Below are 16,008 nucleotides of genomic sequence, written 5' to 3' on the forward strand. Positions count from 1 at the left end.
ATATACTTTCATAGTTATTCTCGATTAGTCTTTTTAAAAATGTATTTTGTTAAATCATAGTCAAAGTTATTGAACTTGACCGGTTTTGAATAAACTCTTCTGATTACACCGGCTTTGGCAAAGCCAGAAGTGAGTTTTCTTTCTTGAGTTTTAATGACATGCACCTTAACGATATGATTTTCAATCTTGACGACATCACCAGGGGCGATTTCAAAGTCCCTGTCCAAATCCAGTTTATAGGAATCTACATCCCCATGCAAATCTACTGAAAACCCAATACGAGCCGGAATTTCAACAGAAGATGCCCAGATAGTACTTATATCTTCAATTTTAGATTTTTTCAATCTTTTATCATTTACTTCAATACTTGTCACTTCAACCTGACCTAAATCTGAAAGCAAAACATCTCCTACCTTCAATTCATCACTTGGAGATAAATCAATAGTAGTCTTATGAGATTTATCCTGCTCTGAGATAATTAACCTATAAGGTATGGGTTTTTTCACTGAAAACATGTCCTTAAACACATGACCGCATGATTCGCATCTAAGCAAATACTCTTCCATAATCTTTTTCTTAGATGACTTTTGCTTTGAATTTAAAATTTCAACATCGTCAGAACCGCATATTGGACAATCCATTTTTATGCCTCCCACTTATTCTTCCTTATCATTTAAATAATGGTTAACCAAACCACCATCTTCCAAAATATTTAACATGAACTCCTTGAATGGTTCGAATGTAGTTGACTCACCAGTAGTTTCATTGACCAGCTCTCCTTTTGACAGGTCAATATTAATGATATCTCCATCTTTTGCATCGATATCTGAAACGATTACCGGCAGTCCTATATTGATTGCATTTCTATAGAATATTCTTGCAAATGACTTGGCTACAATTGCATCCACACCAGCTGTTTTAATGGCTACTGGTGCCTGTTCTCTTGATGAACCACAGCCAAAATTCTCATCAGCTACAATAATGTCTCCTTTTTTTACGTTTTTAGTAAAATCAGGTCTTTCACCCTCCAAGACATGGTCTGCCAAATCCTGAGGATTGAAAGTCCTTAAATACCTTCCGGGAATGATTACGTCAGTATCGATATTTTCCCCAAAAGTCCATGTTTTTCCTTTAATTACATCCATAATTATCACTATAAAATAAATTGATAAAAAAAATGAAGGTATTCGGGATTTACCCAAATACAAAATTAGTCTTAGGTGATTTTTGTCAATATTGTTTATTTATTACTTTTTAAAGGTTGAGCGAATTTTTTCTCAATACTTTCACGATACATTGAATTCATGGTACAGAATGGAATAATCCTACCATCAGGTGTTGCATAATGAATAACACATTTTTTAACCCTGTCTTCATCAAAGTTAAACGGATCCATGAAATGCATACATGAAATAAGCATTGCATCTTTGGAGAAGTCTCCTAAAGCGTCGTAATCTCCTCTTGCAAATACATTTATCAATATTTTTGTAATTTCCAATTCTTCAGGAGTTCTGCTAGTGTGAACCATTTTAGGAAGGTTTCCAGTCAAACCAGCTAAAACCCTTTTTCTGGAACCGAATCTGCCTGCTTTGAGTTTTTCATTATATTCCTTCAATTTGTTGAACAAATCATCTACATCTATGAAATCTGTAATCGGAATCAAATTGTCCTTACCTGGACCATCTGTTTTTTCTCTAAATACATAGGTTGCAATTCCACAGTGCTGATGACAGTTTAATGTAACTTTAGCTGTATCTTCCTCATCCAAAAGAGATATGAATTCTGCAATTGGCTCAACGGAAGATGGTGGGTAAAATGATTCTGTTGGAACCTGACCGTCAGTAACTTCTTCAATAATGCTGACAAAGTCGGGAATGGTTATTCTTTGCTCTTCGACATGTTCCGAAGGTGTTCTGCCTGCAAATGAAACAGGCTGGAAATTGACACCATAAATGTTTTCACTGTGATCGAATGCAAATTTAATGATATCTCCAATCTGATGATCGTTGACTCCTTTAACCAATGTAGGTACAAGTACTACACCCAATCCAGCTTTTCTACAGTTTTCAATAGCGTCAAGCTTGAATGGAAGTAAATCTTTACCCCTATTATTAATGTATGGTTCTGGAGTTACACCATCAAAAGCAAGATAAACTGTGTTTAATCCAGCATCTTTTAATTCCTTTGCCAAACTTTCCTTTTTAGCTAATCTAATACCATTAGTTGCAATTTGAACGTGAGTAAAACCTTCTTCTTTTGCCATTTCAACAAGTTCAACAATGTCTTTTCTAACGGTCGGCTCTCCACCAGCATACTGAATAGCGGGACATGGATGAGGTTTTAAGCTTCTCAGATTCCTAAGCATTTGCCTAATTTCATCCTGTGTAGGTTCATATTTGTATCCTGCAGCAGCAGCATTAGCAAAACAAACAGGACATCTTAAGTTACACCTGTTTGTTACATCAATCAAACCTAAAACAGTTGAAGTTTCATGTTTGGAACATAATCCACAATTGTTCGGACAAGAAATTTCATCAGGAACAGAAGGATTTTCAATTTTTGTAATGGACGGTGTATACTCTTCCATTTTATTATATAACTGATCATCACCCCAATAAGTGTTGATAAATTCCCCATGCTCATCACAAGTTTTTTTGATAAAGACTTTGCCATCTTCATCATAAACTTCAGCAGTTAAAGATTTACCGCACTCAGGGCATAAACTTTTAGTATCCTTAATTTTCAAAAAAACCACCTTACTAGCAATATTGCATTAACATTACATAATATATATAATATTTAAATTATATCATACTTCTTATTTATACTTAATTGGATATTGTAATAATACTTTGCCAGTTTCATCTTTAATGCATACTCAAAATTTAAATCATTGAATGAACAAAATAATATTAATATGTGAAATTTATTTTTACAGAAGGCAATAATATGCTAAACAGTTATTTTAAATTTAAAGAAAATGGAACAGATTTAAAAACTGAAATAATTGGAGGCATTACCACTTTTCTTGCTATGGCATATACTTTAGGAATCAATCCTACAATATTATCTAAAACCGGAATGCCTAAAACAGGAGTATTTTTTTCAACAGCCATAGCATCGGGAATTGCATGGGGATTCATAATATATTCAATTGGAAAAATTGCTACCGGAAAATTCAAGGAAACTAATTTGAGAGTATATGTTCTAGCAATTGTATTTGGATTTTATATATTCTTTGGAATTTGAACTCACTTATGTGAGTTTAATTCTCTATTTTAAATAGCGATGCCTAAGCAATCGGCTGTAATTGACAAAATTACTGATGATGAAAAATCCCATATCCTTGAACTGTTCAGCCTGTAATCTTTCAAAAATGAAAAAAGCATTGAAAAGTACAAAATAATATAAAACAATATCATACTGAAACTTAATTAATATATACTAGTTTAAACAAATAATTAGTAAAACAAAATTGGGGAAACTATTAATGGACATTCAAATATTTCTACTGGGTTGTCTTACAACATTATATTTTATCCTCCCTGCATATTTTTCAAATGGAGGAGCACTAGCGTTTGGTGGGGGAACACCAGTTGACTTTGGAAAAAAAGACAGTAAAGGCGTTCGCTGGATAGGTGATGGAGTAACTTGGAGAGGATTAATTGCAGGAACCTTAATCGGAATGCTAACTGGAGCAGTTCAAGGGTTATTGGCTCCAAGCATACTATCTGCAATAGGACCATACATCATAACTCCAATAATAACTGACGTCCACAGCGGAATAATAATAGGGTTTTTACTTGGTTTTGGTGCACTGGTAGGTGACGCATTAGGAAGCTTTTTAAAAAGAAGACTCGGAATTGGAAGAGGAAAGCCTGCGCCGTTTTTAGACCAATTAGATTTCATAATAGTTGCATTAATATTTGTTTCACCAGTTGTTAAATTAGACCCATTATTTATAATAATTGCAATTGTCCTAACACTGATTATTCATTTAGTGGCAAATGGCGGTGCCTATTTGCTTGGCTTAAAAGATGTGTGGTATTAAAAAAAAGAAATATGATGAGTTAGATATATCTATTCATCATTACCGCTGTGCCTACAGCCGGTGCAACGGTACATTCATCATCAGTTAAAATATCACCCATTGACTTGACTTCCAGACCCAATAATTCGGCTGCTTTTTTATCAAGGATATCCTTGCCCAAACCTGTGGTGACAATCAAATCAAGGTTTTGTGTTTCATGAACCTGTTTTAAGCCATCAGCAATCTGTTCAACCTGTTTTTGATGGATAAATTTACACATTTCAACGATATCATCCATATCCAACATTTCCAAATCTGCACATACAACACGCGCAATTCTTTTTGCACAGTCAAGTTTTGATTTGGACTCGCCATCAAATGTATCGCAAATGTAATCATCTTCACCAATTAAATCCAAAACAGTGTAGACATCGGCAGTTTGTGCAAACAATTCGGAAGCTACCCTATATTCTTTCCCATTCAATTCAACCTTATCCAAAAAGCTGGCCAAGTTGGTTCTCAATGTTCCTGTGTAGACAAGCTCACCGGTAGCGGACCTGTCAAAATCAGATTTTCCAATTGCACATTCATTTCCACCCTTGATGGGAATAATATCTGTTGTAGTGCTTCCGGTGTCAATGAAAATGCAGTCATCAGAAATAAGAGTGGCAATCTGAGCTGTTGCAATCCAGTTTGCAGCCGCTGCCTTAAGGGGAGTCTTTTCAATTTCTTCATTTGACATCATTCCGTCGATTCCCACATATGCAATCGGACAGTCGAATGTTTGCTCACATTTCGCCACAACATCCAATACACCATCCTTTTTCGTATCATAAGCATCAACCAACTCAGCAGTCATTGAAATTCCAACTGCATCGATTTCATCAACAGGACAGATATTTTCAATCAATTCAACCAGAACTTTTGATAAATCATCATTATTGCTCCACATTGGAAGATATGCAAAATCAACTTCGATGTTTTTAATTTCATCACCATCAAAGTCAATCACTGCCAAATCAGTATTTGCTCCACCAATGTCAAAACCAGCTACTTTCATAATTAGATTCTCCTGATTTCCAGATTATCTCCTGATTTTTTAAATTCAACTTCGCCATCAAGGGAAATATCCAAATCATCGATTTTTATTTCCCCATCTGCAAATTCGATAATTGTTTTTCCGATGTTGAAATTGGCGATTTCCTTCAATCCCACATAAGGAGTTGTAAATCTGGAGTTTATTTCCAAAAGATAGACAGAATAGATATCTTTTTCATCAGCATTTATCAACAGGTCAACACCTACAAAACCTTTTAAACCGTCAATGGATTCGACGGCTTTTGTAGCTATTTCAAATGCTTCCTGTTTATATTTACTTTCAAAAGGTAATTTTCCACCAAAGTACATTCCCTTATCATCTTTAAGTTCAACGAACTGTTCATTCAGACTTATTGGAATTGCCTTTTTGCCGTCTGAGAGTAAACTGACACTTACATCAGTTCCTTCAACATATTCCTGAACTATGACTCTGGAACCCGGCTTGAATATCTTATCCAAATCCAAGGTCAAATCCTCAATCTTTTCAATTATTACAATATCTTCACAATCAACACCCATTAACGGCTTGATAATAAGTTTTAATGGAGTTAACGGGTCTTCGGATTGCCATTTCTCATGCAGATTTTCAATTGCTCTTTTCCAGTATCCCTTTGGATCTATTTTAAACCTGAATGTTCTTGGTTGTGGAACAATATTGGAAAGTGCCTCATATGTTTCAAATTTATCTGAAGATATGCGGCATGCTTCAGCTGAGGAATTATACAGCTTAACATTGTTTTCCTCTAAAATTCTTGAAATTTTGTAAAGGTTATTGTCGTTTTCTGCAGCTATGAAAATGGCTTTTGTGAAATTTTGAGCATTATCATCAAGCCAATCGACAACATCACCATTTATTAGAATTGGATTGACATTATCATAATCCTTTACAATTTCTGCATATGATTCATTAATAATCAAATCAATATTAAAATCCTTCAAATCATCTAAAAGTGAAAAAATCAATGCTTCAGCTTCAGAAATAATACATTTATCCTTTTTACCTGAAGCAGTGAAATATTCAAATGCCAAAATGGAATCATCATTCTCTTGCATCATAACTAATCATCATACCTTTTATGTTTAAATCATCTTTTGGGAAAATCATCCTTTCACCGTCAAACAGCATATGTATCAATGCATTTTCCTTTTTCTCAAATTCTGAGACAGTGATGTCTTCCTTAATTTGAGTCATTTTTCTTGAAAAAGAAGTCATTATATCTTCCGGAGCAGTGATATTCAGCAAACCGTCATTGTAGTATTCTTCTATTGCATCGACAGTTTTTATTGCGGCATCTCCATCACCATATGGATTTTTAGCGTTTTTCATTTTTTCGCAAAATTCCTTGTCATTTAGGATTTTATCCACATTTTCCAAGATGGCTTTTTTATCTGCCCCAACAAGAATGTTTCCTCCTGCAGTTACTGTTTCCGGTCTTTCAGTATTATATCTCAATGTCAATGCAGGAACATCCAATGTGATGGCTTCCTCCTGAAGGCCTCCTGAGTCTGTCAATATTAAAGATGAAAGTGATGTCAGCTGCAGGAAATCAAGATATCCTATAGGCTTTATGATATGGATATGCTCCAGGTCATTCAGCTCATCAAACAGGCCGAAATTCTTTAGGGTGTTTTTGGTTCTTGGATGAATCGGGAATATGATATTCATATCATCCAGTTCCTTTAAAGCCTCAACAATGCTTGTCACCCTTTTTTCATCGTCAACGTTTTCTGCCCTGTGCATTGTCAATGTTATGATATTGTCCATGTTTTCAATATCCAAATCCGCCAGTGCCTTTTCTTCAAAACCCTTTTTCTTTGCAATTTCCAAATGTCTAAAGCAAGCGTCAACAACAGTGTTTCCTGTAATTATAAGGTTTTTTCTTGAATAACCTTCAGCCAAAAGATTGATTGCAGATTCTTCTGTTGGAATAAAATACATCTGTGAGCAAACGTCAGCAGCCCTTCGGTTAATTTCTTCAGGCATTGTCAAATCAAATGATCTGAGTCCGGCTTCCACATGACCTACTGCAATGTGCAATTTTGCAGCAACCAGGGCTCCCGCCAAAACAGCATTGGTATCTCCCTGCACAAGTACAATATCCGGTTTTTCCTGCAGAAGAACCTTTTCGATGCCTTCCATCATCAAGCCTGTTTGCTTACCGTGAGTGCCAGAACCAACATTAATGTTATAATCAGGAGTAGGAATTTCCAAATCCCTGAAGAAATTGTCAGACATCTCTTTATCATAATGCTGGCCGGTATGCAATACAATCTGAGGAATGCTCCTTTTAGATATTTCATCAATTATAGGAGCCATCTTAATGATTTCAGGTCTTGTCCCTAAAATAGTAGCTATCTTCATATAATCACCCAAATATCATTTATAAAAAAATAAGAAAAACATCATCCAAAATGTAGAAGATTTGACAATTTACCATTGTCGATAATTACATTTCCTATTAAGAATGAACCTATGACTACACCAAAAGCCATACAAACAGTAATCATACCAACATTAAGGAAAAATGCTTCGATAATGTCCTTTATCGGAAATTTAACGCCATTTTTAACATTATCTACCACCGAAGAAATCAATGGCGGCAATGTCATGATAAGAGAAAATGCAAGAATGAACGGAATTGACCTCAGCCATAAATTGGAATCGTTATGGTTTACTGCAAGGTACAAACCCAATATAAAACCAATAGCAATACTTATGATAGAAAATTTATCAAAAACATCATAGACTTTTCCCATTAAATCTCACCAATTAAATTTATATATAAACATCCTTTAAACTTTTTACTATTGACTCACGAATAGCATATCGTTTTTGAAGGTCGCTTAAGGAATCAACCAGATCCCGTTTAAATCTCTCACATGCATAATCATCATACCTGAACTTAATTCCATCATATTGAATGTCCATTAGAATCAAATATTCCGCTTCCATGACCTTAATGTTGGCACGTGGAGCATCTTGAGGAGGATTCAGTAAGTCCTGAACTTCATCCAATGTCATCTTGCCGATTGCAACATCCACAAAAACCCTCATCATCTTTCTTACCATGTTCCATAAAAATGATTCTCCATAGATATCAATAAAAATTGGAGAAAGAGTATCATGCAAATTCGGGAATTCCCTTTTATGATAGTCCTCCAAATCTACTTTGGTGACCTTAATGTCATCAATTGTTCTTGTGGTTGTCTTTTGAAAACGTTTGGTGAAATTAGTGAAATTATGGGTTCCTTTAAAAATTTCAGCACATTCCCTAAGTTTGTCAATGTCCAAATCCTGAAACAGCATATACCTGTACTGCCTCATTTGAGCATACCTTGGCTTAAAAGCGTATCTGACAGGAGCGCTAGCTAAAATTTGAATATCATCAGGCAGGGAATTATTAATTTCATTTACCCTTACGTCCTTTTCAGATTGAAAACTGATTACATTGCCTAGACTGTGGACGCCTGCATCGGTTCTGCCAGCTATTCTGAATCTGGATTTTTTTAAATCATCAATATAGTTAAGTTTGCGCAGATGGTAAATCAGTTCCTCTTCGACAGTCCTTAAATCAGGTTGTCTTTGAAAACCATGAAAATTAGTTCCGATATATCCAATTTTTAATGCTGTTCGCTTCATCACTCATATATTGAATATTCTGTAAAATAAACTTTGGGAAAAAGAAGGAGGAAAATAAATAGCTATGGCCAATAGCTATTTAAATACGGCAGTATTACTTTTTTAGTACCTCCAGTTTTAGAAATTGAGGAGATTCATTTCTACGGAATTATAGGAACTATCCTTTTTTTAGAAGATTATTTGTTGCTTTCAAATCATTCCCATCAACCATTGAAATGAAAAAGAGATAATTAAAATCAGACAAGAGTAGAGTATTTATGAATTGATTTCAATTATCAATTACTTTTACTTAGTAATCAATTTAATGTAAAAAGTAATAAGCATATAAATTTTATTAAATTATTTTTTCAATAAATATCATCCATTTTCATGAAAAAGAGTTATTTAACTATGATTTCAAAAAATTAAAAATAATTCCAAGTTTTAAATGAAATGGAGCATTCTTAGAAAAAATTATTATTGAAATAATACTTTGTTATTTTAAAAAAATACTTAAAAATTAAAAAAAAGAGTTATTAGAAAATTAATTAAGAAATTAATGATATAAAATCAATTTTTAAGAAATATAAACAAAATTAAACAAGAAATATTGAATTAAACTGGAAAAAATTAATATTTAAAGTAATACTTTTTTAAAAAATAATACTACTTAACTTAAACATTTTTCCATATGGGTTGTTTCATCATAGTCATCTTCTTCCAGAACTATTTTATAACCCAAAGATTTCCAGAAAGGCAAAGCAGCATCAAGATACCTGTGAGTATGCAAATAGATTTTGCTGTATCCTTCAAGCTTAGAAAACGATTCAATTTTGCCTACAAGTTTACGGGCCAGACCATACCTTCTGTAATTTTCATCAACCATCAGCCTCCAGATACTGGCAGTATCCTCTTTAGAGTACATTCCCCTAAAATATTCATAGTCCTTGTCATAGGCTCTGATTCCTGCAGTTGCAACAATCTTATCACCATCATATGCAATGAAAAAGCTATTGCATGAAGGATTGATGTAATATTCTTCAATACCCTCTATATCATAATGAAATCTCATGTCGGGACCAATGCCATATTCCTTTTTAATCTGGTCATATAAAAAAGATTTGACATCTTCTATTTCAGTGCCATCATTGTCAATTTCCTTAATAACAAATTCCATAATATCACTTAAAAAAAAGAGAATAAAAAAATCACTTATTCCTGTGCAGTTTCAGGATTGAGCAATTTTTCTACATTTTCCCCAATTAAATCAAACAATAACACTATAATTAACAATGACATACCAGGATAAAAGGCCAACCACCAATATCCAGAAGACAAGTAATTCATTGATTCTGCTAAAATTACACCAATAGCAGGTTCATGAGGAGGCAAACCGAATCCCAGGAATGTGATTGCAGCTTCATGCATGATTGCATGCGGAAACATCAATATAACTCCAACAATAATCTGTGAAACTATTAATGGAAATATATGTTTGGTAGCAATCCACACTTTAGATTTACCCAGATTTTCCGCCAGATGAATATATTCTTTAGTTCTAATCTCTTTAACTTCAGATCTTAAAACCCTTGCAAGAGGAGTCCAATGAGTTAAACCGACACCCATGACAACACCTATTATACCTCCACCAAACATTATTGAAATAAGTATAATCAAAAGAATATGTGGAATTGAACCAAATAGGTCTATGATTCCAGCAACGGTTTCATCTGCGAATCTATTGAAACTGGAAAATAATCCAAGAACAATAGAAATAAAAGTACTTACTACAGATGCAATAAAACCAACCATTATACTTAAGCCAAGTCCTGCAATTGTACGTTGAAACATGTCTCTTCCCATCCAATCAGTTCCGAAGAGATGTTCCAAAGAGGGCATCTGATTTGCATTGACAAAGCTTGTCGGAATATCTTTGATAAAATAACCTGAAATAAAAACAGATAGGATAACTATTGCAGAAAGTGCAATGATTACTAAAGTTTTAGTTCTAAGATTTGCGGGATATAAAAACCATTGCCTTTTATCATCCCTCTGCCTTTTTTTAATCATTGAACTCACTCTCCTTGATTCTTGGGTCAATTAAGTAATATGATAAATCTGCAAGCAAGTTTCCAATAAATACGAATATTGCACTGAATATTACAATTCCTAAAAATAATGGGACATCACTGCTAAGACCTGCGGCTACGGCCGTTTGTCCAACACCAGGATAGGAAAATACCTGTTCCACAAGTACTGCCCCACCAAAGAGTTCACTGAAAGACAAAAACTGCAATGTTACTGCAGGCAATAATATATTCCGTATTCCATGATTTTTAATTAAATCCCAACCTTTTTCTCCTCTTGATTTTGCAAACAATACATAATCAGAAGACAATACTTGGATTAATTCATTTCGAGTATACATCGCAATTGGTGCTAATCCTACAAGGCTTAATGTTAATGCTGGAAGAACCAGTCTTGATGCCCATTCCATAAATGTAGCATCGGTACTTCTTACACCTATCGGAACACCAAATCCTATTGGGAACCATCCTAAATAAACAGCAAATATCATTAAAATAAGCATTCCTACCCAAAATGATGGAGCTGATTGAATGGCATAACAGTAAACTTTAACTGCCTTATCAATCCAAGACCCTTTGTTTTTACCGGCTACAACACCCATAGCAAAACCAATAACTCCACTTAATATCCATGAGATAGCCATCAATACTAGAGAAGCTGAAGCCTTTTCAATTATGATATCAATGACCGGTGCACGATATATCAAAGATGTTCCAAGATTACCCTGCAGCAAATCCATTAACCAATGGAAAATTTTAGTGGTAAGTGGAACATTGGTACCAAAATATTCCTGAAGAATCTGTCTTTGCGCTTCCGATACGGCAGCCTGTCTTAAATATGCATTGACTGGATCAATAGGGGATAAATCTAATAACACAAAACTAAAAATTGCAACTGCAATAATCAGTATTACAAAGCGCACTAGCTTGTAACCAAAAAATTTCAATAATTGATTTTTATTCAAAAATAAACCCCCTTAAAGAATTTTAAAAAAAAATAAAAAAGGAAAAGAGATATTGAATTAAGCTGTGGAATTAGTTCTGGTCCAATCACAGATGTTAATTAAAATATCATTTCCTAAACCGTCAGGCTGTTCACCAATATCGATTCCATCTTTAATGAAGTAGTTGTAGTCATAGTTGACTAACCATACGAATGGAGCATCTCCAGCAGGTCCCCATCCTCCACCATTAACATTAGCGGATTGAGACCATAATGTATTAGCTGCATTCAAGTCACTGGAATGCATTGCATCATCCATTAATTTATCGGAATCAGTATTGTTGTATAAGTTAGGGTTCATATAGAATCCATCAGCTTCTTTACTGTGATATTGTTGATAGATGGATTTATATGGGTCTGGAGAAGTTTGTTGCATCAATGCAGCTGAAGAGTACATGTTTGCATAAATAGTATCCCAGTCAGCACCAACTAAGTTAACTTCAATTCCTATTTCTTTTGCCTGTTCAGCAAATACGGTTGATAAAGATTGTCTGTCAAGATATTTAGGTGGGTAGTATAGGTCAAAGGATGCTTTTACACCGTTTTTCTCTACGATTCCATCACCATTAGTATCATTCCAACCACCATCTTTTAAGATTTGTTTTGCCTTATTAACATCACTGTCGTTAACTTTAGCGGCAGGATTTGCATAATCTCTTGTATCTACACCAGTATATTCAGGGGTAGCGTGTCCGGAGAATATTTCATCACACATTGTTTGACGGTTTACTCCAACATTTAATGCTTCCCTAATTGCCTTATCCGCAGTTACATTGTTACCGATTTTAGCAGTTCCGTTCCAAGATTTTCCTGTATCATTTTGATAAGGTAAAGATACACCTTGTGCCCTACCTGCTGACTTTTCAACAAATTGATATCCGTCAACACTTTGGTTTAATGAAGAGGTTGCTACAGGAACTACATCAACTTTACCAGATTTAGCTAATTCCAACCAAGTTGATTCTTCAGGGAATAAAAGAGTAAGTTGAGTGAAGTATGGTTTTTTATCATAATAATTAGGATTTACTTTGAATATGGCTTGTTGGCCTTTATCCCAATGATCCAATACATAAGGACCTGTACCGATTGGATGTTCTCCATAGGTATTGTTGTCATATGAATCGGAAGGAATAATACCGACATATCTTAAGTCATAAATAAAGGTAGATCTAGGTTCGACCAATTTAAATTCGACAGTAGTCTTATTTTTAGCAGTTACATTTGCAATATTAGTTAAATCCAATTCAGACTCAGTATCTTTTGCAGTGTTAAATGTAAATGCCACATCTTCTGCATCAAAAGTAGAATTATCTGAGAATTTAACGTCATCTCTAACATTTACAGTCCAAGTTTTTCCGTCACTACTTATTGAATAACCGGTAGCGAGGTCTGGAACTATACTTCCATTCTTATCTGTTTTGAATAAACAGCTTTGTACTAAAGGATTATAATTTTGGTGTCCACATCCCCATCCAACAAGAGAGCTGAAACCTGCTTCAGGCTCTGGAATATTACTGTGTGCAGCTACAGTTAAATGAGTAGGGTCATTATCACGTGAACCACCCATTAATGCAAATGCAGCAACAATAATTACAATAATGGCAATGACACCAATAATTATCATTGTTTTCTTATCCATTTTCTTTCACCATAAATATAAATTGAATATTAAAATCAAAAGTATTACTTTTAATATGATTTTTACTCAAATAGTAATACTTTTATAATATATTTTAATATTATAGTAATATATTCTTAACAAGAATATAAAAAGATATTTATTACTTTTAAAAATTAGTTGACAATTTAAAAGATGTTTATCCAAACCACCAAAGGCTGCTAAAAATATAAACAAAAGAATTCAAAAGATAATAAAAATTAGTTTGTATATAATAAAACAAATAGAATGATTAACAGAAAAATAACTGAAAAGTAATACTTAAATTAAATTTAAATATAACCAGATGTAAATATTTGCCCATGACACTATCCCACAGCTTAAAGAAATACATATTAAGTGAAGGAGCAACAGAAGTAGGATTTGCAGACATAAGCAAGTTTACACCAAAGAAAGGGTTGAACACAGGTGTTGTTTTTTATATAACATATCCAAAAGAGATTATAAGAAACATGCAGAATGCCCCAACCAAAGAATATGTCGAAGAATTAGTAAGCCTGAACTCCAGACTAGATGCATTGGGAATGAAATGTGAAGAATACCTGATTGGCCAAGGTTTTGATGCTTATGCCCAGACAAAAAAGAGATTGGGAACAGATTTTGGAGAGTTTAACTCATTTGAACTTCCTCATAAAACCATTGCAACACGTGCAGGGCTCGGATGGATTGGAAAATCAGCACTATTTACAACAAAAAATTACGGATCCGCACTAAGATTATCCTCAGTTCTGACAAATGCACCATTAGATATTGGAAAACCCATAACAAAATCAAAATGCGGAAAATGCATGGAATGTAGAGATGCATGTCTGGGAGGAGCAATAAGTGGAATAGAATGGAACTCAAAACTTAAAAGAAATGACTTTTATGATGATAAAAAATGTGAAAAGTATGCATTAAAAGTTTCCGAAGAAAATTTAGGAAAAGCAGATACAGTATGTGGAAAATGTATCTTTGCATGCCCACATACACAAAAATATATCAAAAAGCTATAAGTAAATTGCATAACTATAATCATTAGATAAATGAGAAATATCTAATTTTTGTATTTTTTTATCCATGTGGACAGTTTCAAGCTCATCATTGGAATCCAGAGCAACCACAAAACCCATTTTTGTCCAAAACTCCAAAGCCCCATCCAAGTTTTTATGGGTATGCAAATAGATTTTGTCATAACCTGCTTCATTTGCAAAATTTTCAGCTATGGAAAACATTTTTGAAGCCAAACCACAACGCCTAAATCTCACGTCAACAAATAATCTCCATATGCTGGAAGTGGTATCTTTTGAATATAAATGCCTGAACTCTGGAAAATCCTTATCATAAGCCCTTATACCAATTGTTGCAATAATCTCACCGGTTTCATTATATGCAACAAAAAAATTATTATTTTCGGGATTAATGTAATATTCATCCATTTTTACAATGTCTTGATGCCATTCAGGAACATAATCATAGCCAAATTCTTTTTTAATCATCTTAAATAAAAATTTTTGAACATTAACAATTTCATTTGGGTCATTACTCATTGGTCTAATTTCTAAATTCATGACATCACCATCACAAAAAGTATTACTAACTATATAATAAATTAATTTAATAAGTAATACTTTTTAGTAAATTTTGAATAACTTTAATATTGATAAAGTACAAATTAGTATATAAAATTTGTCATTTTAACTTTAAAGGTGATTTCATGGAGAAGTTATTAGATGTAGAAAATGTTTCGATTTCATTTATTCAATATACCCAAGGATTAAATCAAAGAGATTTAAAAGTTATCACCGATTTAACCCTAGACATATCCGAAGGTGAAATACTGGCAGTATTAGGTTCAAGCGGATCTGGAAAAAGCCTGCTAGCACACGCAATATTTGGAATACTACCTGAAAATGCAAACCTAAACGGAAAAATAAAATACAAAGGAAAAGAACTAAGCCAAAAAGACAAAGAAGAAATAAGAGGAAAAGACATAGCACTAATACCACAATCAGTCAACTTCCTCGACCCACTAATGAAAATATCCGACCAAGCAATAGGACACACCGAAAACGACGAAGAAAAGAAAAACAAAAAGATAAAACAAAGAGAAATCTTCCAACACTACAACCTCGGACCAGAAGTGGATGAAATGTACCCATTCCAACTATCCGGAGGAATGGCAAGAAGAGTACTCGTCTCAACAGCACTACTATCCAACCCAAAACTAGTCGTAGCAGACGAACCAACACCAGGGCTAGACCAAAAAACAGTAAAAGAAACACTAAACCACTTCAAACAAATGAAAGAAGACGGAGTAGGAGTACTACTCATCACACACGACATACACGCAGCACTAGAAATCGCAGACAGAATAGGAATATTCTACGCAGGATACGTAATCGAAATAGCCCAAAGAGACGACTTCACAGGAAACGGAGAAAACCTCCTACACCCATACACCAAAGCACTACACAAAGCACTACCCGCCAACGGATTCGAACTAACCAAAGG

General features: G+C 34.1%; 17 protein-coding genes. 4 read left to right on the forward strand and 13 right to left on the reverse strand.

Annotation, left to right across the window (positions count from 1 at the left end; genetic code table 11):
• Positions 1-14: 14 nt before the first annotated feature.
• From QZ143_RS01340 to tes, 3 genes are all read right to left on the reverse strand, one after another.
• Positions 15-641, reverse strand: coding sequence for an HVO_0476 family zinc finger protein (locus QZ143_RS01340; RefSeq protein ID WP_292880448.1), 627 nt, complete (start codon positions 639-641; stop codon positions 15-17).
• 15 nt (positions 642-656) lie between these two features.
• Entirely contained in the window at positions 657-1,145 is a 489-nt protein-coding gene (gene hacB / locus QZ143_RS01345; RefSeq protein WP_292880451.1) for a homoaconitase small subunit, read from the reverse strand.
• A 95-nt stretch (positions 1,146-1,240) separates the two neighbouring features.
• Positions 1,241-2,746: a tetraether lipid synthase Tes gene (gene tes / locus QZ143_RS01350; protein ID WP_292880454.1), complete on the reverse strand. Its 1,506-nt coding sequence runs from the start codon at positions 2,744-2,746 to the stop codon at positions 1,241-1,243.
• A gap of 203 nt (positions 2,747-2,949) precedes the next feature.
• Between tes and QZ143_RS01355 the strand changes: the two genes are divergently transcribed.
• Complete coding sequence (locus tag QZ143_RS01355) at positions 2,950-3,249, forward strand: hypothetical protein (protein WP_292880457.1); 300 nt, start codon at positions 2,950-2,952, stop codon at positions 3,247-3,249.
• Positions 3,250-3,490: 241 nt separating this feature from the next.
• A complete protein-coding gene (locus QZ143_RS01360) occupies positions 3,491-4,051 on the forward strand; it encodes a CDP-2,3-bis-(O-geranylgeranyl)-sn-glycerol synthase (protein ID WP_292880460.1) in 561 nt (186 codons plus the stop codon).
• A gap of 19 nt (positions 4,052-4,070) precedes the next feature.
• Here the strand turns inward: QZ143_RS01360 and QZ143_RS01365 are convergent, their stop codons facing one another.
• The 9 genes from QZ143_RS01365 to QZ143_RS01405 all read right to left on the reverse strand — a co-directional run bounded on the left by QZ143_RS01365 (position 4,071) and on the right by QZ143_RS01405 (position 13,476).
• Positions 4,071-5,090: a hydantoinase/oxoprolinase family protein gene (locus tag QZ143_RS01365; protein WP_292880463.1), complete on the reverse strand. Its 1,020-nt coding sequence runs from the start codon at positions 5,088-5,090 to the stop codon at positions 4,071-4,073.
• A 2-nt stretch (positions 5,091-5,092) separates the two neighbouring features.
• Entirely contained in the window at positions 5,093-6,184 is a 1,092-nt protein-coding gene (locus QZ143_RS01370; RefSeq protein ID WP_292880466.1) for an ATP-grasp domain-containing protein, read from the reverse strand.
• The gene (wecB, locus tag QZ143_RS01375; RefSeq protein ID WP_292880469.1) at positions 6,168-7,490 is read right to left on the reverse strand and encodes a UDP-N-acetylglucosamine 2-epimerase (non-hydrolyzing); all 1,323 of its coding nucleotides are present in this window, start codon (positions 7,488-7,490) and stop codon (positions 6,168-6,170) included. Before wecB ends, QZ143_RS01370 begins: the two co-directional genes overlap by 17 nt.
• A gap of 41 nt (positions 7,491-7,531) precedes the next feature.
• Complete coding sequence (locus QZ143_RS01380) at positions 7,532-7,885, reverse strand: hypothetical protein (protein WP_292605297.1); 354 nt, start codon at positions 7,883-7,885, stop codon at positions 7,532-7,534.
• A 19-nt stretch (positions 7,886-7,904) separates the two neighbouring features.
• Positions 7,905-8,768 carry a tRNA pseudouridine(38-40) synthase TruA gene (gene truA, locus QZ143_RS01385; RefSeq protein ID WP_292880472.1) on the reverse strand — a complete coding sequence of 288 codons (864 nt, stop codon included), beginning with the start codon at positions 8,766-8,768 and terminating at the stop codon, positions 7,905-7,907.
• Positions 8,769-9,417: 649 nt separating this feature from the next.
• Positions 9,418-9,924, reverse strand: a complete 507-nt coding sequence (locus tag QZ143_RS01390; protein ID WP_292880473.1) for a GNAT family N-acetyltransferase — start codon at positions 9,922-9,924, stop codon at positions 9,418-9,420.
• 35 nt (positions 9,925-9,959) lie between these two features.
• Positions 9,960-10,817, reverse strand: coding sequence for an ABC transporter permease (locus QZ143_RS01395; protein ID WP_292880475.1), 858 nt, complete (start codon positions 10,815-10,817; stop codon positions 9,960-9,962).
• Positions 10,810-11,799 carry an ABC transporter permease gene (locus tag QZ143_RS01400; protein ID WP_292880477.1) on the reverse strand — a complete coding sequence of 330 codons (990 nt, stop codon included), beginning with the start codon at positions 11,797-11,799 and terminating at the stop codon, positions 10,810-10,812. Before QZ143_RS01400 ends, QZ143_RS01395 begins: the two co-directional genes overlap by 8 nt.
• Before the next feature lie 57 nt (positions 11,800-11,856).
• The gene (locus tag QZ143_RS01405) at positions 11,857-13,476 is read right to left on the reverse strand and encodes an ABC transporter substrate-binding protein (protein WP_292605307.1); all 1,620 of its coding nucleotides are present in this window, start codon (positions 13,474-13,476) and stop codon (positions 11,857-11,859) included.
• Between the two features lie 341 nt (positions 13,477-13,817).
• Here QZ143_RS01405 and QZ143_RS01410 point away from each other — a divergent pair, with 341 nt between their 5' ends.
• Complete coding sequence (locus QZ143_RS01410) at positions 13,818-14,510, forward strand: 4Fe-4S double cluster binding domain-containing protein (protein WP_292605309.1); 693 nt, start codon at positions 13,818-13,820, stop codon at positions 14,508-14,510.
• Here the strand turns inward: QZ143_RS01410 and QZ143_RS01415 are convergent.
• On the reverse strand, positions 14,505-15,065 hold the full coding sequence (locus QZ143_RS01415) for a GNAT family N-acetyltransferase (RefSeq protein WP_292880479.1): 561 nt from the start codon (positions 15,063-15,065) through the stop codon (positions 14,505-14,507). The two genes, QZ143_RS01410 and QZ143_RS01415, sit on opposite strands and share 6 nt — an antisense overlap.
• Positions 15,066-15,211: 146 nt before the next feature.
• On the opposite strand from QZ143_RS01415, the gene QZ143_RS01420 reads away from it, so the two are divergent.
• Positions 15,212-16,008: ABC transporter ATP-binding protein (locus QZ143_RS01420; protein ID WP_292880481.1), on the forward strand; the 797-nt coding region annotated here is incomplete at its 3' end.

The sequence above is a fragment of the Methanobrevibacter sp. UBA188 genome (assembly GCF_905234905.1).
Classification (GTDB): Archaea; Methanobacteriota; Methanobacteria; order Methanobacteriales; family Methanobacteriaceae; genus Methanocatella.